Source organism: Stenotrophomonas sp. YJH_SMC_122, from assembly GCF_059369535.1.
Map to the genome: position 1 here is coordinate 218,301 of NZ_JCAFST010000007.1, position 20,143 is coordinate 238,443.

Consider the following 20,143-nt stretch of genomic DNA (forward strand, 5'->3'; position numbering starts at 1 on the left):
CGCCGGGCCATGCCCGGCGACGCAGCGCGGCCGGGCCGATCAGGAACGGGTCACAGCCCGCTGCGCAGCAACCGGATCCGACCCCGGGCAAACCTCAGCTGCGCCCGTAGGTATCCTCGAAGCGCACGATGTCATCCTCGCCGAGGTAGCTGCCCGACTGCACTTCGATCAGTTCCAGCGGCAGCTTGCCCGGATTGCGCAGGCGGTGGGTCACGCCCAGCGGAATGTAGGTGCTCTGGTTCTCGCTCAGCAGGATCACTTCATCGCCACGGGTCACTTCGGCGGTGCCGCTGACCACGATCCAGTGCTCGGCGCGATGGTGGTGCATCTGCAGGCTCAGCGTGCCACCGGGCTTGACCGTGATCCGCTTGACCTGGAAGCGCTCGCCGTTGTCGATCGAATCGTAGGCGCCCCACGGGCGATAGACCTTGCGATGCCAGGTGGCCTCGCTGCGGCCTTCGGCCTTCAGCTGTGCCACCACCGTCTTGACCTCCTGCATGCGGTCGGCCTTGCCCACCAGCACCGCATCGTCGGTCTCGACCACGATCACGTCATCGAGGCCGACCATGGCCACCAGGCGCTGACCGTAGGCATAGGTATTGCGGCAGTCGATGGCGATCACGTCGCCCTGGTGGGCGTTGCCATCGCCGTCCTGCTGCGAGACATCGCGCAGCGCAGTCCACGAACCGACATCGTTCCAGCCCGCATCCAGTGGAATCACCACCGCATCGGCGGTCTTCTCCATCACTGCATAGTCGATCGAATCGGACGGAACGGCAGTGAAGGCGTCCTTGTCCAGGCGGGTGAAGTCGGCATCTCGGCGCGCCTGCTGCCAGGCCTGGCGGCTGCCAGCCAGCATCGCGGGCTGGAAGCGTTCCAGTTCCTGCAGGTAGCGCGAGGCCTTGAACAGGAACATGCCACTGTTCCAGTAATACTGGCCGCTGCTGACGTAGCCGGTCGCGGTGTCCAGGTCGGGCTTCTCGACGAAGCGCTCGACCGCACGCAGGCCCTGGCCATCGGCGGCCTTGATGTAGCCGTAGCCGGTTTCCGGGCCGGTCGGCACGATGCCGAAGGTCACCAGCTTGCCGGCCTCGGCAGCGCCGGCCGCCGCCTGCACCGCACTGCGGAACGCGGCCTCGTCGGTGATCACGTGATCAGACGGCAGCACCAGCAGCAGGGCGTCGGCACCGTCGCGGGTGGCTTCCAGCGCGGCCACCGCGATCGCCGGGGCCGTGTTGCGGCCGACCGGCTCCAGGATGATCGCGGCCGGCTCGGCGCCAACCTGCTGCAGCTGCTCGGCGGCGACGAAACGGTGCTCTTCGTTGGCGATCACCAGCGGCCCGCGCGCGGCGATCGGCGCCACGCGCTTCCAGGTGGCCTGCAGCATCGTCAGTTCACCCGCCAAGGGCAGGAACTGCTTCGGATACGCCTCGCGCGACAGCGGCCACAGGCGGGTACCGGATCCACCGGACAGGATGACGGGCTGGATGCTGCTCATGCGTTCCTCGGTTACTGCTGGATCAGGCGGGAGATGTCGTCGGTGCGTGCCTGCATCAGCGCGGCATCGCCCCGGGCTTCGACATTCAGGCGCAGCAGTGGCTCGGTGTTGGAGCTGCGCAGGTTGAATCGCCAGTCGCCGAAGTCGGCACTGATGCCATCGGTGTGGTCCAGCGTGGGCGACTGCGCCGCGAAGTGCTCCATCACGCGTGCGACGGCGGCCTTGGCATCGCTGACCTTGAAATTGATCTCGCCGCTGCACGGGTAGGCAGCCATGCGGTCTTCGACCCAGTCGGCCAGCGAGCGCCCGCTTTCAGAGACCAGTTGGGCGATCAGCAGCCACGGGATCATGCCGGAGTCGGCATAGGCGAACTCGCGGAAATAGTGGTGGGCGCTCATCTCGCCACCGTACACCGCGTCTTCGGCGCGCATCTTTTCCTTGATGAAGGCGTGGCCGCTCTTGCACTGCACCGGTACGCCGCCGGCCTGTTCGACCATGTCCACGGTGTTCCAGACCAGGCGCGGGTCGTGCACGACCTTGCCGCCGGGGTTGCGCGCCAGGATCGCCTTGGCCAGCAGGCCGACCAGGTAGTAGCCCTCGATGAAGCGGCCGGTGTGATCGAAGAAGAAGCAGCGGTCGAAGTCACCGTCCCAGGCAATGCCGAAATCGGCACCGTGTTCGCGCACGGCGTCGGCGGTGGCGGCGCGGTTCTCCGGTAGCAGCGGGTTGGGAATGCCGTTGGGGAAACTGCCGTCCGGCTCGTGGCAGATGCGGATGAACTCGAACGGCAGGTGTGGTGCCAGCAGATCGACGATGGCACCGGCGCCGCCGTTGCCGGCGTTGACCACCAGCTTCAGCGCTCGCAGCTTGCCGGTGTCGACATAGCTCAGCAGGTGCTGGATGTACGCGCTCTTGTCGTGCTGGACGCTCTGCGCGGCACGCGGCGGTTGCGCCGCGGACGTATCGGCGGCAGCCGCATCGGAAATCGCGAACAGGCCAGTATCGGAGCTGATCGGCCGTGCGTTCTCCTTGACCAGCTTCATGCCGTTGTAGTCCATCGGATTATGGCTGGCGGTGACCATCACGCCGCCGGCCGCGCCCAGGTGGTCGGTCTGGAAATAGACTTCTTCCGTGCCACACAGGCCGATGTCGATCACCTCGCGCCCGGTACCGCGCAGGCCTGCGGCCAGTGCATCCTGCAGCGCGGGGCTGGTCAGGCGCACGTCATGGCCCAGTACCACCGGGCCCGGCGCAAGTTGCGCCGCCAGCGCCACGCCGATGCGGCGGGCCAGATCTTCGTTCAGTTCTTCCGGCACGCGGCCGCGGATGTCATAGGCCTTGAAGGCGGGCAGGGGCATCGATCGGGATCCTGGATGAGGTCAGCGCCGTAGTTTACGGCCACGGATGTGTGGGAACCGTTTTCTGGAAACAGCGTTCCCGGGCAGTCATCGGAACGACAGGTATTTGTGGCCGAAGTAGCTGGACACCACCGGCACCGCCACACCTACCACGTGGGCGATCTCCAGGCGCAGCAGGTCCACGCCCAGCCATGGCAGCACGTGGTAGGCCAGCAGGGTGGAGACCAGCCAGGTCTGGGCCACCGCGAACAGGTTGACCAGCACGAAGTAGAACGCCGAGTGGTGCAGGGGGCGTGTGCTGCCGGAAAACACCAACCAGCGGGTCAGCACGAAGGCGGTGACCATGCCGGTGAGGTAGGCGGCGATGATCGCCGGGGTGAACGGCATCCAGTGGCTGTACAGCATGCGCGACAGGATGTTGGCCAGCGCAGCGGTGCCGCCGGCGAGCAGGAACAGCAGGAACGGGCGGGACAGGGTCACGCCACCGCCTCGCGGGCCATGGCACGCCCAAAGCCGATGCTCTCGGAGATGCCGCGGTCTTCGGGGTAGTAGTGCGAGGTATCGGCCACCCACAGTCCTTCCACCGGCAGCCGGCGCGGCGGCAGCCGGTCCAGGAAGCCCGGCTCGCAGATCGGCTGCGCGTGGCGGTAGCGGCTGACCCGCACGTCGATGAAGTCATCCGCGCCCAACTGCGGATTGATCATGCACAGGTAGCGGCGCACCTTGTCGGCGAACACGTCGTCGCTGTCGCCATAACGCTCGTGCTCGCCGGGCATGTAGAACGGCACGTAGACGATATGTGCATCCATCGGGCGCAGGTTGGTGTACTCGACGATGCCGGGGATGTCCATGTCCGGGTCGTTGGTGTTGACCCAGAAGTTGGCCGAGACCGGCCTGCGCAGCTTGGCGATCACGCAGACCACCGCAATGTTGTTCAAGGCGCGGAACTTCGCCAGGATGGACTCCGGCAGGTCCGGCGCCAGGCGTGGCACGAACGGCAGCGGTACCGTGGAAATGACCTTGTCGAAGGGCAGATGCTCGCCGCCGACCTGGACGCCGCGCACGCGGCCTTCCTCGATCACGATGCGTTGCACCGGGCTGGACAGCCGCACCTCGCCACCATGGCGCTGGATGTCCGCGTGCAGGGCATCGAGCAGGGTGGATGAACCCCCTTCCAGATATCCGAGCTTTTCGCGCATCAGGCTGTAACGGGAGCGCCCGATGCGCCGGATCCGGCTCCAGATCCAGGCCGCGGACAGGTTGCCGGCATAGTCGTAGAACTTGTAGTCGAACAACCGGCGCCACAGTGTTTCATAGGCTTCGGCGCCAACCCAGCGCCGGATCCAGGACGAGGCTTCAACGTGGTCCAGCGGGCGCCAGTCGTTGCGGCGCGTGCACACGAAAGCATGCAGGCCGTAACGGATCTTGGCCATCAGCCCCAGGCCCCTGAAGCGCAGCAGGGCGATCGGGTTGCCCCACGGCTGCAGGCGCTTGCCGAACCAGTAGCCCATGCGGGTCTCGGTCCAGCGCATGCGTTCGCCCAGCCCCAACTCGTCGAGTACGGCCAGGAAATCGTGATCGGAGGTGCAATGGAAGTGGTAGTAGCGCTCGATCGGCATGCCGCCGAAGTCGAAGCTCGCGGTCATTCCGCCAACGCGGTCATCGGCTTCGAACACCACGGGCTGATGGCCGTCGCGGGCCAGCTGGTAAGCCACGGCAAGACCCATGGGGCCGGCGCCGAGAACGGCGATGCGCTCGCTCATGATCAGAACTCCAGGGCGATGTCGCCGTACTCAGGGTCGTTGAAGGTGGCGTCGATGGCCTGCGCGAAGGGCGTCGGCCTTACGTTGAAGATCGAAGGCCAGTCGATGACTTCGAACTCATCATGGGCCACCAGCGCCTGCAGCTGCGCTGCGGTGAATGGTGGGTCGCGGTCGAACAGCGCCCAGGTCCTCAGCAGCAGGCGGAACAGGCGGTAGGGGATGTGCAGCAGCAGGGTGCGGGCACGCGTGCTGCGCTTGATCTGGCGGATGATGTCGATGTAGTCGACCTTCTCCAGGCCGGTGATGTTGTAGCGCTGACCCGCAATGCGCGAACGCAGGCAGCTGGCGATGATGGTGGCGAAATCGCCGGCATACAGTGGCTGGCGCATGTAGCGGCCATCGCCGGGAATCGGGAATACCGGAACCCTGCGCATGAAGCGCGACAGCCATCCCAGGTGCTTTCGGTCGAACCAGCCGAACATCAGGGTCGGGCGCAGGATGACCGATGGAATGCCGCGCGCGGCGACCCGTTGCTCCTGCTCACGCTTGGTGCGGGTGTAATCGTCATCGGCCACCGAACAGACCACCGAGGAGCTGACGTGCACCGTGTAGGGCACGGCGTGGCGCTCGATGGCATCCAGGATGAGGTCGGTGGCAGTGATGTTGTTGCGCACGAATGGCAGCGGATCGGTGCCGCCGATCTGCGCCTGCAGCATCACCACGGCGTCGGCACCGGCGAAATGGCGCTCCCAGGCGCCAGGTTCGGCGAGGTCGGCGTGTTCGGTCACCACATCCGGATGCAGACGCGCGAGCACCCCGAGATTGGCAGCGTGCTTGTCGATCACCACCAGCCGGCGATAGCCCTGGCGCCTGAGGATGGCGACCAGGTTCTGGCCGACCAGGCCGGCACCACCGGGAATGATGATCTTCTGCTCCAGCACGGAGTCCATTGCAGTGCTCACAGCGAGATCCTGTTGAAGAGGGCCTGCGGCAGCAGGCGGATCACCGTCATGATCAACCGCCAGAAGCCCGGGGCATACAGCACCGGGGTGCCGCGGCCGATGCCGGCGACGATGCGGCGTGCGACCTGGTCCGGCGTTGCCCACAATGGGCCCTTGCGCAGGTGGGCCGTCATCGGCGTGTCGACGAAGCCGGGGCGGATGTCGACCACCGCCACACCCTGCTTGGCCAGGCGTTGGCGCAGGCCACTGAGGTAGGTGCTGACCGCAGCCTTGGCGGCGCCGTAGACGTAGTTGCTCTGGCGGCCGCGGTCACCGGCCACCGAAGTGATCACCGCCAGCGCGCCGCTGCCGGCGTCGGCCAGCCGATTGGCCACAGGCCCCAGCAGGGCCAGGGTGGAGGTGCCATTGGTGGCGAACTCGGCCATGCAGGCTTCCACCGAGGCCTCACACGCTGCCTGGTCGGGCAGCGTGCCATGTGCAACCAGCACCACATCCACCCGTCCCAGCGCCTGCCAGGCCTGCGCCAGCAGCTCGGCGTGGGCGGCCAGATCGTTGATGTCCATCGAAGAAGCGTGCGTGGCGCGTGCACCGCGCACGCGCAGGTCGTCGGCGATGGCGGCGAGCCGTTCGGAACGGCGAGCGACCAGGAACAGCGCCGCGCCGCGTGCGGCGTAACGCCGTGCGACGGCTTCGGCGATCGCGGAGGTGGCGCCGATGATGAGGACGTTCTGCATGCTTACTCCGTGACCCGGCGCCAGAAGCCGGACGAGAAACGTGGATCGATGAATCGGCTGAAGTCCCGCCAGCGCGGGTACGCCTGCTGGAACGAGGCGGCGGTCATCCGCGCATCCTTGGCCGGGTACTGGGCACCGCCCGCGGCATCGACGATCTGGTCCAGGCGCTGCAGCAGGGCCCACAACGCCTCGCCGGTGTTGGGGAAGTCCAGGGCCAGGGTGGTACCCGGGCGCGGGAAGGACAACATGCCAAGGGACGGCCGCGTGCCGAACTGCTTGAGCACCGCCAGGAACGAACCCTGGCCACTGCGGGCGATTTCCTGCAACAGGGCGGGAACTCCATCTGCGGCCGCGTGCGGTGGCAGCACGCACTGGTACTGCACGAAGCCGGCCGGACCATACATCCGGTTCCACTGGCTGATGCCATCAAGCGGATAAAAAAAGGGCAGCAGGTGCGAGACCTGGCGTCGGCGTTGCGCCGGCTGGCGCCGGTAATAGAGCGTATTGAACGGGCGCAGGGTGAGCCGGTTGACCAGTGATATCGGGGGTGTCAGCGGCATCTTCCACTGCCGGCGGGGCGTGGCCGGGCGTTCGTCGACCGGTTGCACGGCATGGTTGGCACGGGTGAAATGCCCGCGGCCGAGGGCGCGGCCACGTGCCAGGCAGTCGATCCACGCAACACTGTACTCGTGGCTTTCGCTGCTGTCCTGTGACAATGCGAAGAAGTCGGCCAGGCTGGAGAAACGGATGTTCTCCACCTCAAGGCTGCTGCCCGGCACGCGGCGCAGCTGCAACTCGGCATGGGTGACCAGTCCGGTCAGGCCAAGCCCACCGACGGTTGCTTCGAACCAACCGTCGCCATCGCCAGGCCGGCACACGCGGCGTTCGCCGTCGCTGCGCAGCAGCTCCAAGGACAGCACGTGGTGACCGAAGCTGCCGGCCAGATGATGATTCTTGCCATGCACATCATTGCCGATCGCACCGCCCACGGTGACGTGACGCGTGCCTGGGGTAACCGGCAGGAACCAGCCTTGCGGCAGAACGAGCGCGATGATCTCACCCAGGGTGACGCCAGCTTCGCAGTGCAGCCGTCCGCTGGCCGGGTCAAAGGCGATGAAGCGGTCCAGACCGCGACAGTCCAGCAGGGTGGCCCCCGGATTCTGGCAGCTGTCGCCATAGCTGCGTCCGTTACCATGAGGCAACGCAGTGCCCTCGAAGGTTGGCAGCGTGGCGAGCCGATCGTGCACCCTGACCAGCGACTGTGGCGCGCGCGGATATCGCCCCCAGGAATGCGCGTCGGCCCGCATCAGATCGCCACCAGGGCAAACCCGGCGCACAGCACGGCCACCACCTGGCTGGGCCGATCCGTGGCGGCAAACACGATCGGGTCATCGTGCATGTTGCCGCGATGCGCGATCACCCAGGCGCGGCTGACCCAGTACAGCAGGACCGGGCAGATGAACCACAGCAGCTTCGGGTTGCGGTACAGCTCCACGCTATCGGGGCTGTTGATGTACAGCGCCATCACCAGGACGGCGCAGTAGCCGGCGGCCGCGCCCAGCGACTGCAGCAGCGGCAGGTCTTCCACGCCGTAGCCACGGCCGTTGGCGCGGGTCTTGCCACGTGCCAGCACCGCGTGCAGTTCGGTATAGCGCTTGAGCAGTGCCAGCGAGAGGAAAATGAACATGCTGAAGGCCAGCAGCCAGAACGACAGTTCCGCACCGATGGCCACGGTTCCGCCGATGATGCGCAGGGTGTAGAGGCTGGCCAGCAGCACCACGTCGAGCATGACGATGCGCTTCAGGCGCAACGAGTAGGCGACGGTCAGCGCGTAGTAGCCCGCCAGCACTGCGGCGAATGCCGGGCTGCAGGCCAGTGCAACGGCCAGCCCGCACAGCGTCAGCAGCGGGCCCGCAACCAGGCCGTGCAGCAGCGGCAAGCGACCGGCAGCAAAAGGGCGATGGCGCTTGCGCGGATGGCGGCGATCTGCATCAAGGTCGAGCAGGTCGTTGAGGACATAGACGCCGGAGGCGCACAGGCTGAAGGCCGCAAAGGCCAGCAGCGCATCGGCCACTGCCGGTGCTTCCAGGAAGCGGTGGGCGGTCAACAGCGGAACGAACACCAGCAGGTTCTTCAGCCACTGGTGCGGACGCAGCGCCTTCAACCACGCCTGCCGCCTGGACGGTGCAGGCCAGTGCCCCAGTACCTGCGTGCGTTGCGCTGCGGCGCCCGCCAGTGCGCTGCCGTTGTTGACCACCCAGGCGCCTGCGGCGCGTGCCCAGACTGCCAGGTCGACCGTGCCATTGCCGGCGTAGTCGAAACCGCGCTCGCCAAACGCATCCACCAGGGCCTGCGCCTTGTTGGGGCCGGACAGGTTGCGCTGGCCGTCGCTGGCGATGACCTGTTCAAACAGGCCCAGATGTGCGGCGATCGGCGCGACCAGCAGCTGGTCCGAGGCGGTACACAGCACCCGCGGGCGCTGCGGCGTGTCGCGCAGCAGTTGCAGTACCTTTGGGTTGTACGGCAGGTGGCATGGATCGACGGTGGCGCGTGCAGCGATCTGCCGCTTCAGTGCGGCCTTGCCCTGCAGCAGCCAGAACGGCAGCAGGAACAGGTACAACGGATTGCGCGCCAACAGCACCAGCAGTGACTCATACAGGAGGTCCGTGTCCAGCAGCGTGCCATCCAGGTCCACGCACAGGGCGCGGTCGTGGGCTGCAGGGGAGGGGGCAGGAGGCGCTGGGGGCATCGTTCGCGGGCTGACGCGGCGGGATCGACCATTGTATCCGCGTTGGGTCGTGGGCCAGAAAGCGGCATCCCGGCCCCGGGCCGCTGCATCCGCGCGGTTTGCTGCGCCGCAAACCCGCCGGATGCAGGCCTGCGGCTAGAATGCGCTTATCCATTCGCAGGGTACTACAGCAATGCAGCAATCGACTTCCGGCGGAAAGCGCGGCAAGCGCTTCGCCAGTGCGGCGGAGGCCCTGCAGGGGGTGGTCGCCGATGGGCAGACCCTGGCCGTGGGCGGCTTTGGCCTGTGCGGCATTCCCGAGGCGCTGATCGCTGCGCTGCGCGACAGTGGCGTCAAGGGCCTGACCGTGATCTCCAACAATGCCGGCGTCGATGGCTTCGGGCTGGGCCAGCTGCTGGAAACGCGGCAGATCAAGAAGATGATTTCGTCCTACGTGGGCGAGAACAAGGAATTCGAGCGGCAGTTCTTGGCCGGCGAGCTGGAACTGGAGTTCAACCCGCAGGGCACGCTGGCCGAGCGCTTGCGTGCCGGTGGCGCGGGTATTCCGGCGTTCTTCACCGCCACCGGCTACGGCACGGTGGTGGCCGAGGGCAAGGAAACCCGCGAGTTCGACGGCAAGCACTACGTGATGGAGACCGCGCTGCGCGCCGACGTGGCGCTGGTCAAGGCCTGGAAGGCCGACGAGGCTGGCAACCTGGTGTTCCGCAAGACCGCGCGCAACTTCAACCCGGCCTGCGCGATGGCCGGCAAGGTCTGCATCGTGGAAGTGGAGGACGTGGTGCCGGTCGGTGCGATTGATCCGGACCAGGTTCACCTGCCGGGCATCTATGTGCACCGCATCGTGCACAACGCGCATCCTGAGAAGCGAATCGAACAGCGCACCATCCGCGCGGAGGGCAACTGACATGGCGTGGACCCGCGATGAAATGGCGGCCCGTGCCGCCCAGGAACTGACCGATGGTGCCTACGTGAACCTTGGCATCGGCCTGCCGACCCTGGTCGCCAACCACATTCCCGACGGCGTGGATGTGTGGCTGCAGTCGGAGAACGGCCTGCTCGGCATTGGCCCGTTCCCGACCGACGCCGAGGTCGACGCCGACCTGATCAACGCCGGCAAGCAGACGGTCACCGCACGTGCGGGCGCCAGCTACTTCGGCAGCCACGACAGCTTCGCGATGATCCGCGGTGGTCACGTCAATCTGGCCATCCTCGGCGCCATGCAGGTCACCGACAAGGGCGATCTGGCCAACTGGATGGTGCCCGGCAAGATGGTCAAGGGCATGGGCGGCGCGATGGACCTGGTCGCCGGCGTGCAGCGCGTGGTGGTACTGATGGAGCACACCGCCAAGAACGGCGAGCACAAGATCCTGGCCGAATGCACGCTGCCGTTGACTGGCGTGGGCGTGGTCGACCGGATCATCACCGATCTGGCCGTGTTCGACGTGACTGACAAGGGCCTGCTGCTGGTGGAGGCCGCGCCGGGTGTCAGCGATCAAGAGCTGGAGGAAAAGACCGGCGTCGCGTTCCAGCGCGGCTGAGGCTGCAAGGGCGGCCAAGCGTGCCGCCCTGTTTCTTGAGGTGCCGCCATGCTGTTCCCCCACGACCTGCCCGACGCCGACGTCCAGCACCTGCCGGGCTGGCTGGCCGCTGCCGACGCTGACCGGCTCATGGGGGCGCTGCAGGCCGACGTGCCGTGGGAGGTCCACCGCATCCGGATGTTCGGCAACTGGGTGGATTCGCCGCGACTGAGCTGCTGGATCGGCGATCCGCAGGCCCGCTACCGCTATTCCGGTGCCGAGTTCGTGCCGCATCCGTGGCCGCCCGTGTTGCAGGCCGTGCGCGAGCGCCTGCAGGCCGAAGGCCACGGCCGCTTCAACAGCGTGCTGCTGAACCGCTATCGCAGCGGGGGTGACTCCATGGGCTGGCACAGCGATGACGAGCCGGAGCTGGGACCGGCCCCGGTGATCGCGTCGCTGAGCCTGGGCGCCGCGCGGCGTTTCCTGCTGCGCCGACGCGACGATACGGCGCGCAAGGCCGAATTCGTGCTGGGCCACGGTGACCTGCTGCTGATGGCCGGGCAGACCCAGCGCTTCTACCAGCACGCGCTGCCGAAGATGGCGCGGGTGCAGGGCGAGCGGATCAACCTGACGTTCCGCTGGATCCAGCCCAGCTGAAAGAAATCACGCGCGTACCAGATCGATGCAGGCTGACAGCAGGCCGCGACCGAAATTGCTGTAGTTTCCGGAGAGCAATTGCCCCATCACGACCGGCAAACGCCGTATGCGGGAGGTGGGCAGCGTCGCTCGTACCGAAACGTGATGCTGCTTGCGCTCCACCCACGCCAGCAATGGCTGGGGCAGGCTCAGTTCGCGTCCGCGCGCCAGCAACAAGCCCGATTGCGCACACTCGGTCTCCAGTTGCCGCTTGCGTCGCACCGCGCGTGGCGCCGTGTCATTGCCGCCCAGGCCCAACTGGTTGCCGCTGTGCAGGCGATAGCCGATGAGTGCCTCGGGAAGGCTGTCGATGTCCCCACGCATGGCTGCCAGCGTGCCGATCCAGGCATCGTGCACCCAGTCCTTGTCCGGTAGTGGCAGAGCATCGGCCAGCACCGAATGACGGAACGCCATCGCCGCGCCCGTCATCAGGTTTCGCTTGAGCATCAGACGGAAGCCGCCGCCGGCATGCATGCGCGCCAGATCCTCGGGCAGGTAACGCAGCGCATCGAACAATGTCTGCTGCAGCGGCTGCCCGGCCTCATCGATCAACTGAGCATTGCAGTGCAGGGCAAGCAAGCCAGGCCGCGCACCGAACTCGGTGCAGAAGCGCGCTATCTTGTTGGCATGCCATACATCATCCTGGTCGCACAGGAAGATGATCTCGCCAGTGCAGGCACGCAGCGCACCATCGAAGTTCCGTCGATAGCCGACGTTCTGTGGGTTCACCTGCAGGTCCACGGTAATGCCCGCAGCTTCGGCACGTGGCACAAAGGCCTGCAGCAACGCCAAGGTGCCATCAGTTGATAGATCGTCCCGGATCACGATCTGGTTGGGGCGGCGTGTCTGTGCCAGCAGACTGTCGAGCTGCTCCTGCAGGAAGCGCTCACCGTTGTACGTGCAGACGGCGATGGAGACGGATGCGGGCATCAGTGTGGCAAGAGACCGTGATTCGTCATTATCGCACGTACCCACTGGGGCCTCGCCGGGCGTGCCTGGCGAGGCTGCCATCAGTGCGCAACAGTTGGCTGATCGGCCTGTCCGCTCTGCAACGTCCAGCCGACGACGTCCTGTGCCAGCTGCTGCAGGCCGCGCTCGAACGCCGCGGTCACCGCCGGCACATCGGTGCTGCCGACCGGCTGCGCCTGGCGGAAGGTGCGGTCGGCCACCACGCGCTGGTCGGCGACGTGGATCAGCTTGGCGTTGACCTCGATCACCACGGTCGGCGTGGCCTGCCCCTGGTAATCCGATTCGAAGCGGCGCACGTCGGTGGACAGCTTGTAGTCGGCGCGGATGCCGGCGGTGCTGCGGGCCACGCCGCGGATGCGGCCGGAATCCTCGAAGCCACGCAGCAAAGTGTCCTCGATCATGTCGGTGGCCGGCTGCGCCCAGCTGGCCCCCTTGTAGATCTCAAGCTGGGATGGTGTCGGGCGCACATTGATGCGCGGGCTGTCGACCATGCGCGCGGCGCTGGGCTTGGCCAGCACCAGCTGCCAGCTGGCCTGCGGCCACGCCGGGTCCGCCTTGACCTGCACGGACGGCGAGTACAGCGTCACCGCGGTTTTCTCGCTGCTGCCGAGGATGGAGCAGCCACCCAGCAGGGTGACCATCGAAGCGGCCAGCAGCAGGCGCGGAAGGGTGGTCGGGCTCATTTGGGTTCGAACTCCTTCGGTGCGTCGCGGCCCAGCAGGTAGCGCGCGGGGTTGTTCTCGAGGCGGTCGCTGACCCGGCGCAGGTCGCGGATCAGGCCACGCAGTTCGGTCAGCGTCGGGCCCAACTGGCCGAGGCCATCGTTGGCGAAGCTGTTGATCGCGGCGCGGTTCTCGCCAAGGATCGAATCGGCGTTGCCGGCGGCCGAATCGAGCTTGGCCAGGGTCGCGTCGAGCTTGTCGATGATGCCGGGCAGCTGCTGCACAAGATTCTTGTCCAGGCGCTCGATGGTGCCGTTGGTGGTCTTCAGCGTGGTGTCCAGGCTGCGGGCGGCATCGCGCGCGCTGAGCAGCAGCGCCTGCGTGCCCTGGTCACGGTCGGCCAGGCCGCCGCTGATCGTCTCCAGGTTGGCCAGCGTCGCGTTGATCGACGCCACGTTGCGGTCGCTGAGGATCTGGTCCATGCGCTCGACGATGCGGTTGGCGACGTCGGTGATGTTCTGCAGCGCCGAGGGCGTGGTCGGGATGATCGGTGCCGGGTCCTTGTTGACCGTGGTCAGCGCCGGCGACTGGGGCGTGCCGCCGCTGAGCTGGATGATCGACGGGCCGGTCAGGCTGGTGATCGCCAGCTTGGCGCGGGTATCGGTCTTGACCGGCGTGTTGGAGTTCAGGCGGATGCGCGCAACCACCTGGCGCGGGTCGTCCGGCACCAGGTTCAGTTCGGTGATCGAGCCCACCGCGATGCCGTTGTACTGCACCGGGCTGCCCACCGACAGGCCGGTCACCGCTTCGCGGAACACCACGCGGTACTCCTGCCAGGTGCGGTCGGAGGAGTACTTGGCCGCCCACAGGCCGAAGGCCAGCAGGGCCAGGCCGGTGATCAGGGTGAACGCGCCGATCAGCACGTAGTTGGCTTTGGTTTCCATGGCTCAGGCACTCTCGATCTGTTCGCCACGCGCGGCGCGCGCGCGGGGTCCGTGGAAGTATTCCTGGATCCACGGATGATCCAGTTTCTCGATGTCGGGCAAGGCGGCGTTGGCCACCACCCTGCGGTCGGCGATCACCGCGACCCGGTCGCAGATCGCATACAGCGTGTCCAGGTCGTGGGTGATCAGGAACACGGTCAGCCCCAGCGCTTCCTGCAGCGTCTTGATCAGGCGGTCGAACGCCGCCGCGCCGATCGGGTCGAGGCCGGCGGTGGGTTCGTCCAGGAACAGCAGCGGCGGATCCAGCGCCAGCGCCCGGGCCAGGCCGGCGCGCTTGCGCATGCCGCCGGACAGCTGCGAGGGCAGCTTGTTGATCGCGTCGGCGGGCAGGCCGGCCAGTTTCACTTTCAGCAGCGCCAGTTCGTAGTGCCAGCGCTCGGGCAGTTCGCGGTGGTGTTCCTTCAGCGGCACCTGGACGTTCTCGCCCACGGTCAGCGACGAGAACAGGGCGCCGTCCTGGAACAGCACGCCGGTGTTGCGTTCGATGTGCAGGCGGCTCTCGGCGTCGTCGGCACGCGCATCGCGGCCGAGGACTTCGATCTGCCCAGCATCCGGCACACGCAGGCCCAGGATCGAGCGCATCAGCACCGACTTGCCGGTGCCCGAGCCACCGACCACGCCCAGGATCTCGCCGCGGCGTACGTCCAGATCCAGGTCTTCGTGCACGGTCTGGCTGCCGAAGCGGTTGACCAGGCCACGCACGCGGATGGCCAGTTCGTGGCCCTGGTCGTCGCGCATGTCGATGGATTCGGGGAGGGCGGATGTGCTCATGTCACCAGTCCATGTGCATGAACCACAACGCCGCGAAGGCGTCGATGATGATCACCAGCGAGATCGTCTGCACCACGCTGGAGGTGGTGCGCTCGCCGACCGACTGCGCGGTGCCCTCGACCTTCAGGCCCTCCAGGCAGCCGATCAGGCCGATCACCAGGGCGAATACCGGCGCCTTCGACAGGCCCACCAGCAGGTGCCGCACTTCCATCGTCTCGTGCATGCGCGCGATGTACATCTGCGGCGGGATGTCGAGGTCGAACGCACCGACGGTGATGCCGCCGGCCAGGCCGGCGATCATCGCAATGAAGGTCAGCAAGGGCAGGGTGACCAGCAGCGCCAGCAAGCGTGGCAGCACCAGCAGGTCGACCGGGTCCAGGCCCAGCGTACGCATCGCATCGATCTCCTCGCGTGCCTTCATCGCACCGATCTGCGCGGTGAACGCGCTGGCGGTACGGCCGGCCAGCACGATCGCGGTCAGCAGCACGGCGAACTCGCGCAGGAAGGCGATGTTGACCAGCTCGACCACGTAGATCTCGGCGCCGAAGTCGCGCAGGATGGTCGAGCCGAGGAACGCGATCACCGCGCCCACCAGGTAGGACAGCAACGCCACCAGCGGCACCGCATCCAGCCCGACCTGCTCCATCTGATGCACGGTGGCGGTCAGCCGGAAGCGGCGGGGTTCCTTGATCAGCCGCGCCGCCTTGACCAGGTTCTCGCCGAGGAAACTGCACAGGGCCTTGATGTTGTGGCCGGTGGCGTGGACGCTGACGCCCAGCCGCTCCAGCGCGGCCAGCACGCCGAAATCGCGCTTGGCCTTGGGCCGGTCATCGGCCACTTCCTCGATGGTGCACACCAGCGCCTGGTGGTCCGGGCGGAACTGCAGCGCGTCTTCGTGGAGATCGGCGCGATGGGCCACGCGCAGCACCTGCAGCACGCCGGCCGAATCGAGCTGCTCGATGCCGGTGGCATCGATGCCGGTCAGCGCGTCGGGAACGCCGCGCAGGACTTCGGCCGCGGCCAGCGCGGTCTTCAAGGTCCAGGTGCCGGACAGGCGGATCAGGCCCGGGTCGTGGGCATCCTGTTCGAGCTGGGGGGCGAGGTTCGGGGTGACGTGGGCCATTCGGGTCGCAGCATAACCGGTCTGTATCGGGCTTCGCGTCGAACTTGGATGAATTTCTCCGGTGGGCCCCAGCGTAGGTAATACTACGGCGCATGTCCGCAGATGCTCACACGATCCCCACGCCCCAGGCCACCTACGCACAGCGCGTGGCCTTCGTTTCCGAGATCGCCGGACGCCTGCACAGCTATGGCACCACGGCCCAGCGCCTGGAAACGGCGGTGGTCGCACTGGCCCGCCAGCTCGATCTGGATTGTGAACCGTGGTCGAATCCCACCGGTATCATTCTCAGCTTCAGCGATCCGGCCCAGGCGATCGGCTCCAGCGACATCACCCGCGTGATCCGCCTGGCACCGGGTGAGAACGACCTGCACAAGCTCAGCGTTGCCGACCACATCGCCGAAGAGGTGTCCAACGGGCGGATGAGCATCGCCCAGGGCCACACTGCGCTGCGCCAGCTGGACAAGGATCCGGGCCGGCGCGGCAAGCTGCGCACCATCCTGTCGTTCACCCTCGGCGCGGCGGGCGTGGCCGGCATGTGGAAGCTGCCGTGGCTGGACATCGCCACCGCCGGTGTCATCGGCCTGATGATCGGCCTGCTCGGCATGGTCACCGATCGCCGCCCGGCCACCCGCGAAGCCGCCGAGGCACTGGCCGCGCTGCTGGCCGGCATGGTTGCCACCCTGGTGGCGTCCTTCATCGGCGCGCTCAACCTCAATACGGTGATCATCGCCTCGCTGGTGGTGCTGCTGCCCGGCATGTCGCTGACCAATGCGGTCAATGAGCTGGCCAGCCAGCACTGGGTATCGGGTACCGCGCGCTTTGCCGGCGCGCTGACCACCATCATGAAGCTCAGCGTCGGCGCGATGATCGCGGTGACCCTGGCCGATGTGCTCGGCCTGGATCCGGTGATCCGGGCCGCGCGGCCGCAGGGGCCGTGGGTGGAGTGGGGCTCGCTGCTGACCGCCGCGTTTGCCTTCGCGATGCTGTTCAAGGCCAATCGCCGCGATTATCCGTGGGTGATTGCCGCCTCGGTGGCCGGTTATGCGATCTCCAAGTTCGGCGGCCATGCCTGGGGCGCACCGGCCGGTATCTTCCTGTCGGCAATGCTGCTGACCGCCGGCGGCAACCTGTTCGGACGCCTGGTCGGGCGTCCGGGCGCGATCATCCGCCTGCCGGGCATCATCATGATGGTGCCCGGCAGCACCAGCCTGCGTGGCGTGCTGACCCTGGTCCAGCAGCAGGACGTGGGCGCCGGCCAGAGCGTGTTCCTCACCGTGCTCAACGTGGTGATGGCGCTGGTGGCGGGCCTGCTGTTCGGCAACCTGCTGATGCCGGCGCGCAAGACCCTGTAGAGCCGAGCCCACGCTCGGCTTCGGATATGGATAGCCGAGCGTGGGCTCGGCTCTACAAACAAAAAACGCCGGCTATCGCCGGCGTTTTTCATTGCTCCCCGATCCGGCCTCAGGCCTTCTTGATCAGGAAATCTTCCGGCTTCTTGTTGCCCTTGGCGGTCAGTTCAGCCATCCAGCGCGGCTGCTTGCCACGGCCGGTCCAGGTTTCCTTGGGGTTGGCCGGGTTGCGGTACTTCGGGGCAACCTTGCCCAGCTTGCGGCCGGCGGTCTTCGACGGCGCCTTGGCGGCCGGGGCGGCCTTGCGGGCACGCGTGGCCGGGGCGCTGCCGAACAGTTCTTCGATGGTGTAACCCTCGGTCTTGGCCAGCTTGGTCAGCTGGGCCCGGACCTTGGTGATCGGCCGGCGCTTGGCGACGATGGTCTGCTGCTTCTTCGCGGTACGGATCAGGGCGCCCAGCTCGCGTGCTGACAGGCCGGTCAGGTCAATGCTCATTTACGGTTACTCCGGAAACTAATGTGTGGACGGGACAAGCCAGTCCATGGCGTCGGCGGACAGAATAGAGATGAATTAATCACAGCACAAATGCAGGCGGGTCATGGCGTGGCGGCATGCAGACGCCGTCGCGGTGATTTTGACCGGATTATGTCCGCTGCAATATCGGGGAAGGCCGCGGCAAAAAAAAGACCGGGGCAGGCCCCGGTCGTTTTTGCTGATCAGCCCTGCAGTCGCTGCAGCAGGGTGGCCTTGTCCAGGCTCTCCGCCTCGCTGGCGCGGCGCGCGCGGTACTCGTAGGTACCGGCGGCCAGGCCGCGTTCGCTGACCACCACGCGGTGCGGGATGCCGATCAGTTCCATGTCGGCGAACATCGCGCCCGGGCGCAGGCCGCGATCGTCGAGCGCGGCGTCCAAGCCCGCGTCGCGCAGCTCCTGCAGCAGGCTGGCCGCGGCATCGGCCACGGCGGCATCGCCCTTCGGGTTGATCACGCACACCACGACCTGCCACGGCGCCATCGCGTCCGGCCAGATGATGCCGGCCTCGTCATGGTTCTGTTCGATCGCGGCAGCCACCACGCGCGAGATGCCGATGCCGTAGCAGCCCATCGCCATCACCGCCGCCTTGCCGTTTTCATCCAGCACGGTGGCATCCAGCGCTTCGGCGTACTTGCGGCCCAGCTGGAACACGTGGCCGACTTCGATGCCACGGGCGATCTTCAGTTCACCGCCGTCCACGGCACGATCACCGGCACGCACGTTGCGGATGTCGGCCACTTCCGGTTCCGGCAGGTCGCGGCCCCAGTTGACGCCGGCCAGGTGGAAACCGGCCTCGTTGGCGCCGACGACGAAGTCGGCCATTGCCGCCACTTCGCGATCGGCGACCACGCGGATGGCCTTGGCCGGGGCGACCGGGCCGAGGAAGCCCGGCACGCTGCCCAGGTACTCGGCGATTTCCGCCTCGCTGGCGAAGCGCTGCTCGTCCAGCCCGGCCACCTTGGCCAGCTTGATCTCGTTGACCTCATGGTCGCCACGCACCAGCACCAGCACGAACTGCTGTGCCTCGCCTTCGCCGGCGATCAGTGCCACCGACTTCACCGTGCGCTGCAGATCGATGCCGAGCAGGGCCGCGACGTCCTCGCAGGTCTTCTGGGTGGGGGTATCCACCTTGCGCATCGTTTCGGTGGCGGCCGCACGCGGTGCCGGATCGGCGGCGATCGCCGCCTCCATGTTGGCCGCGTAGTCCGAACCGGTGGAGAACACCAGTGCGTCTTCGCCGGAGTCGGCGATCACGTGGAACTCCTGCGAAGCATCGCCACCGATCGCGCCGGAGTCCGCCTGCACCATGCGGAAGTCCAGGCCGAGGCGGGTGAAGATGCGGCTGTAGGCCGACTTCATGTTCTCGTACTCGCGCACCAGGCACTCATCGTGCAGGTGGAACGAATAGGCGTCCTTCATCAGGAACTCGCGCGCGCGCATCACGCCGAAGCGCGGGCGGATCTCGTCGCGGAACTTGGTCTGAATCTGGTAGAAGTTCACCGGCAGCTGCTTGTAGCTGGACAGCTCGCTGCGCGCGAAGTCGCAGGCGGCTTCTTCGGCGGTCGGGCTGTAGCAGAACACCTGGTCCTTGCGGTCCTTGATCTTCAGCAGCTGCGGGCCGAACTTCTGCCAGCGGCCGGTCTGCTCCCACAGTTCCTTCGGCTGGATGGTCGGGATCTGGAATTCCACCGCGCCGGCCCGGTCCATTTCCTCGCGAACGATGCGCTCGACCTTGCGCAGCACGCGCAGGCCCAGCGGCGACCAGGTGTACAGGCCCGATGCAAGCTTGCGGATCATGCCCGCGCGCAGCATCAGCCGATGGCTGGTCAGCTCGGCGTCGCTGGGGGTTTCCTTGGTGGTGTGCAGGTGGAACTGGGAGAGGCGCATCGTCGGCTTCGGATAACGGCAGAGACGTCTATTCTGCCAGCCCGGCCGGGGGGAGGGGTATCGGCAGGGCTGCGCCCTGCACCTGCGGGTAGTGCCGGCCGCTGGCCGGCAACTCAGAAGCAACAGCCGAAGCAACAGCGGGTTTCCCGTGGGATGTCGGGGGTGGGGCCGGTTGCGGGGGACGCCGTAAATCCGTCCATGGAGGCTCGGTCGCGCCATCCATGGCGCTCACGCCCCCGCAACCGGACCCACCCCGCCTTCGACAGTTTCCTGCGAGTTGTCGGAATGGCTCCTGGGGTCAGATCCGTTCTCCGCAGGAAAACGGATCTGACCCCGGATTCAATTCGAGATCCGACAGATTTCATCCACGCATGGCGTGGATCTACTGGCCACCGGGGATCTGTCGGGGGTGGGGCGGTGTCGGATTGCGGGGTGTCAGCCGCATGGATGCGGCTGCCAAGCCTTATCTGATCGGAATCTGGCAGCGTAGGTGTCGAGAGCCGGCGTGGGCCGCCGTGTAAGCCTGGATCTCGACGATCGCCATGTAGCTTGGCGCCCACGCCGGAA

19 protein-coding genes are annotated in these 20,143 nt (G+C 66.9%); 4 read left to right on the forward strand and 15 right to left on the reverse strand.

The window, feature by feature from the left end:
• Positions 1–94 precede the first annotated feature (94 nt).
• The 8 genes from AC5P66_RS11965 to AC5P66_RS12000 all read right to left on the reverse strand — a co-directional run bounded on the left by AC5P66_RS11965 (position 95) and on the right by AC5P66_RS12000 (position 9,010).
• Positions 95–1,498: a mannose-1-phosphate guanylyltransferase/mannose-6-phosphate isomerase gene (locus tag AC5P66_RS11965; protein ID WP_049465337.1), complete on the reverse strand. Its 1,404-nt coding sequence runs from the start codon at positions 1,496–1,498 to the stop codon at positions 95–97.
• 11 nt (positions 1,499–1,509) lie between these two features.
• Entirely contained in the window at positions 1,510–2,856 is a 1,347-nt protein-coding gene (locus AC5P66_RS11970) for a phosphohexomutase domain-containing protein (protein ID WP_049416852.1), read from the reverse strand.
• An 87-nt stretch (positions 2,857–2,943) separates the two neighbouring features.
• Positions 2,944–3,336, reverse strand: coding sequence for a GtrA family protein (locus AC5P66_RS11975; RefSeq protein ID WP_495216378.1), 393 nt, complete (start codon positions 3,334–3,336; stop codon positions 2,944–2,946).
• Entirely contained in the window at positions 3,333–4,619 is a 1,287-nt protein-coding gene (locus AC5P66_RS11980; RefSeq protein WP_495216380.1) for an NAD(P)/FAD-dependent oxidoreductase, read from the reverse strand. The genes AC5P66_RS11975 and AC5P66_RS11980 overlap by 4 nt, the downstream gene beginning before the upstream one ends.
• A gap of 2 nt (positions 4,620–4,621) precedes the next feature.
• Positions 4,622–5,569, reverse strand: coding sequence for an NAD-dependent epimerase/dehydratase family protein (locus AC5P66_RS11985; RefSeq protein WP_198994656.1), 948 nt, complete (start codon positions 5,567–5,569; stop codon positions 4,622–4,624).
• 8 nt (positions 5,570–5,577) lie between these two features.
• Positions 5,578–6,315 carry an SDR family oxidoreductase gene (locus tag AC5P66_RS11990; protein WP_049440700.1) on the reverse strand — a complete coding sequence of 246 codons (738 nt, stop codon included), beginning with the start codon at positions 6,313–6,315 and terminating at the stop codon, positions 5,578–5,580.
• A 2-nt stretch (positions 6,316–6,317) separates the two neighbouring features.
• Positions 6,318–7,622 (reverse strand): FAD-binding oxidoreductase, encoded by a 1,305-nt coding sequence (locus AC5P66_RS11995; RefSeq protein WP_099495419.1) that lies wholly within the window; start codon positions 7,620–7,622, stop codon positions 6,318–6,320.
• The gene (locus AC5P66_RS12000) at positions 7,622–9,010 is read right to left on the reverse strand and encodes a UbiA family prenyltransferase (protein WP_241895106.1); all 1,389 of its coding nucleotides are present in this window, start codon (positions 9,008–9,010) and stop codon (positions 7,622–7,624) included. The genes AC5P66_RS11995 and AC5P66_RS12000 overlap by 1 nt, the downstream gene beginning before the upstream one ends.
• A gap of 226 nt (positions 9,011–9,236) precedes the next feature.
• Between AC5P66_RS12000 and AC5P66_RS12005 the strand changes: the two genes are divergently transcribed.
• From AC5P66_RS12005 to AC5P66_RS12015, 3 genes are read left to right on the forward strand one after another with little or no spacing between them, the layout of a single operon-like run.
• Entirely contained in the window at positions 9,237–9,968 is a 732-nt protein-coding gene (locus AC5P66_RS12005; protein WP_049416840.1) for a CoA transferase subunit A, read from the forward strand.
• Position 9,969: 1 nt separating this feature from the next.
• The gene (locus AC5P66_RS12010) at positions 9,970–10,602 is read left to right on the forward strand and encodes a CoA transferase subunit B (RefSeq protein WP_049440689.1); all 633 of its coding nucleotides are present in this window, start codon (positions 9,970–9,972) and stop codon (positions 10,600–10,602) included.
• A 48-nt stretch (positions 10,603–10,650) separates the two neighbouring features.
• Complete coding sequence (locus AC5P66_RS12015) at positions 10,651–11,238, forward strand: alpha-ketoglutarate-dependent dioxygenase AlkB family protein (protein ID WP_099486256.1); 588 nt, start codon at positions 10,651–10,653, stop codon at positions 11,236–11,238.
• 6 nt (positions 11,239–11,244) lie between these two features.
• Here the strand turns inward: AC5P66_RS12015 and AC5P66_RS12020 are convergent, their stop codons facing one another.
• The 5 genes from AC5P66_RS12020 to AC5P66_RS12040 form a co-directional block, all read right to left on the reverse strand.
• A complete protein-coding gene (locus tag AC5P66_RS12020; protein WP_158229309.1) occupies positions 11,245–12,207 on the reverse strand; it encodes a glycosyltransferase family 2 protein in 963 nt (320 codons plus the stop codon).
• An 80-nt stretch (positions 12,208–12,287) separates the two neighbouring features.
• A complete protein-coding gene (locus AC5P66_RS12025; protein WP_099495420.1) occupies positions 12,288–12,929 on the reverse strand; it encodes an ABC-type transport auxiliary lipoprotein family protein in 642 nt (213 codons plus the stop codon).
• On the reverse strand, positions 12,926–13,852 hold the full coding sequence (locus AC5P66_RS12030) for an MlaD family protein (RefSeq protein ID WP_049416832.1): 927 nt from the start codon (positions 13,850–13,852) through the stop codon (positions 12,926–12,928). Before AC5P66_RS12030 ends, AC5P66_RS12025 begins: the two co-directional genes overlap by 4 nt.
• Positions 13,853–13,855: 3 nt before the next feature.
• A complete protein-coding gene (locus AC5P66_RS12035; RefSeq protein ID WP_049440683.1) occupies positions 13,856–14,683 on the reverse strand; it encodes an ABC transporter ATP-binding protein in 828 nt (275 codons plus the stop codon).
• Position 14,684: 1 nt separating this feature from the next.
• Positions 14,685–15,806 (reverse strand): MlaE family ABC transporter permease, encoded by a 1,122-nt coding sequence (locus tag AC5P66_RS12040; protein WP_049416828.1) that lies wholly within the window; start codon positions 15,804–15,806, stop codon positions 14,685–14,687.
• A gap of 92 nt (positions 15,807–15,898) precedes the next feature.
• Between AC5P66_RS12040 and AC5P66_RS12045 the strand changes: the two genes are divergently transcribed.
• Positions 15,899–17,158, forward strand: a complete 1,260-nt coding sequence (locus AC5P66_RS12045) for a threonine/serine exporter family protein (protein ID WP_046428410.1) — start codon at positions 15,899–15,901, stop codon at positions 17,156–17,158.
• Between the two features lie 109 nt (positions 17,159–17,267).
• On the opposite strand, the gene AC5P66_RS12050 is transcribed toward AC5P66_RS12045, so the two are convergent.
• Both AC5P66_RS12050 and AC5P66_RS12055 read right to left on the reverse strand, forming a co-directional pair.
• Complete coding sequence (locus tag AC5P66_RS12050) at positions 17,268–17,651, reverse strand: H-NS histone family protein (RefSeq protein ID WP_010480700.1); 384 nt, start codon at positions 17,649–17,651, stop codon at positions 17,268–17,270.
• Between the two features lie 221 nt (positions 17,652–17,872).
• The gene (locus AC5P66_RS12055; RefSeq protein ID WP_049416826.1) at positions 17,873–19,576 is read right to left on the reverse strand and encodes a proline--tRNA ligase; all 1,704 of its coding nucleotides are present in this window, start codon (positions 19,574–19,576) and stop codon (positions 17,873–17,875) included.
• Positions 19,577–20,143: the final 567 nt, after the last annotated feature.

Bases quoted from the DNA above. Each gene is read 5' to 3' on its own strand.
- AC5P66_RS11965 (WP_049465337.1), bottom strand. From the start codon at position 1,498: ATGAGCAGCATCCAGCCCGTCATCCTGTCCGGTGGATCCGGTACCCGC.
- AC5P66_RS11970 (WP_049416852.1), bottom strand. From the start codon at position 2,856: ATGCCCCTGCCCGCCTTCAAGGCCTATGACATCCGCGGCCGCGTGCCG.
- AC5P66_RS11980 (WP_495216380.1), bottom strand. From the start codon at position 4,619: ATGAGCGAGCGCATCGCCGTTCTCGGCGCCGGCCCCATGGGTCTTGCC.
- AC5P66_RS11985 (WP_198994656.1), bottom strand. From the start codon at position 5,569: ATGGACTCCGTGCTGGAGCAGAAGATCATCATTCCCGGTGGTGCCGGC.
- AC5P66_RS11990 (WP_049440700.1), bottom strand. From the start codon at position 6,315: ATGCAGAACGTCCTCATCATCGGCGCCACCTCCGCGATCGCCGAAGCC.
- AC5P66_RS11995 (WP_099495419.1), bottom strand. From the start codon at position 7,622: ATGCGGGCCGACGCGCATTCCTGGGGGCGATATCCGCGCGCGCCACAG.
- AC5P66_RS12005 (WP_049416840.1), top strand. From the start codon at position 9,237: ATGCAGCAATCGACTTCCGGCGGAAAGCGCGGCAAGCGCTTCGCCAGT.
- AC5P66_RS12010 (WP_049440689.1), top strand. From the start codon at position 9,970: ATGGCGTGGACCCGCGATGAAATGGCGGCCCGTGCCGCCCAGGAACTG.
- AC5P66_RS12015 (WP_099486256.1), top strand. From the start codon at position 10,651: ATGCTGTTCCCCCACGACCTGCCCGACGCCGACGTCCAGCACCTGCCG.
- AC5P66_RS12020 (WP_158229309.1), bottom strand. From the start codon at position 12,207: ATGCCCGCATCCGTCTCCATCGCCGTCTGCACGTACAACGGTGAGCGC.
- AC5P66_RS12025 (WP_099495420.1), bottom strand. From the start codon at position 12,929: ATGAGCCCGACCACCCTTCCGCGCCTGCTGCTGGCCGCTTCGATGGTC.
- AC5P66_RS12030 (WP_049416832.1), bottom strand. From the start codon at position 13,852: ATGGAAACCAAAGCCAACTACGTGCTGATCGGCGCGTTCACCCTGATC.
- AC5P66_RS12035 (WP_049440683.1), bottom strand. From the start codon at position 14,683: ATGAGCACATCCGCCCTCCCCGAATCCATCGACATGCGCGACGACCAG.
- AC5P66_RS12040 (WP_049416828.1), bottom strand. From the start codon at position 15,806: ATGGCCCACGTCACCCCGAACCTCGCCCCCCAGCTCGAACAGGATGCC.
- AC5P66_RS12045 (WP_046428410.1), top strand. From the start codon at position 15,899: ATGTCCGCAGATGCTCACACGATCCCCACGCCCCAGGCCACCTACGCA.
- AC5P66_RS12050 (WP_010480700.1), bottom strand. From the start codon at position 17,651: ATGAGCATTGACCTGACCGGCCTGTCAGCACGCGAGCTGGGCGCCCTG.
- AC5P66_RS12055 (WP_049416826.1), bottom strand. From the start codon at position 19,576: ATGCGCCTCTCCCAGTTCCACCTGCACACCACCAAGGAAACCCCCAGC.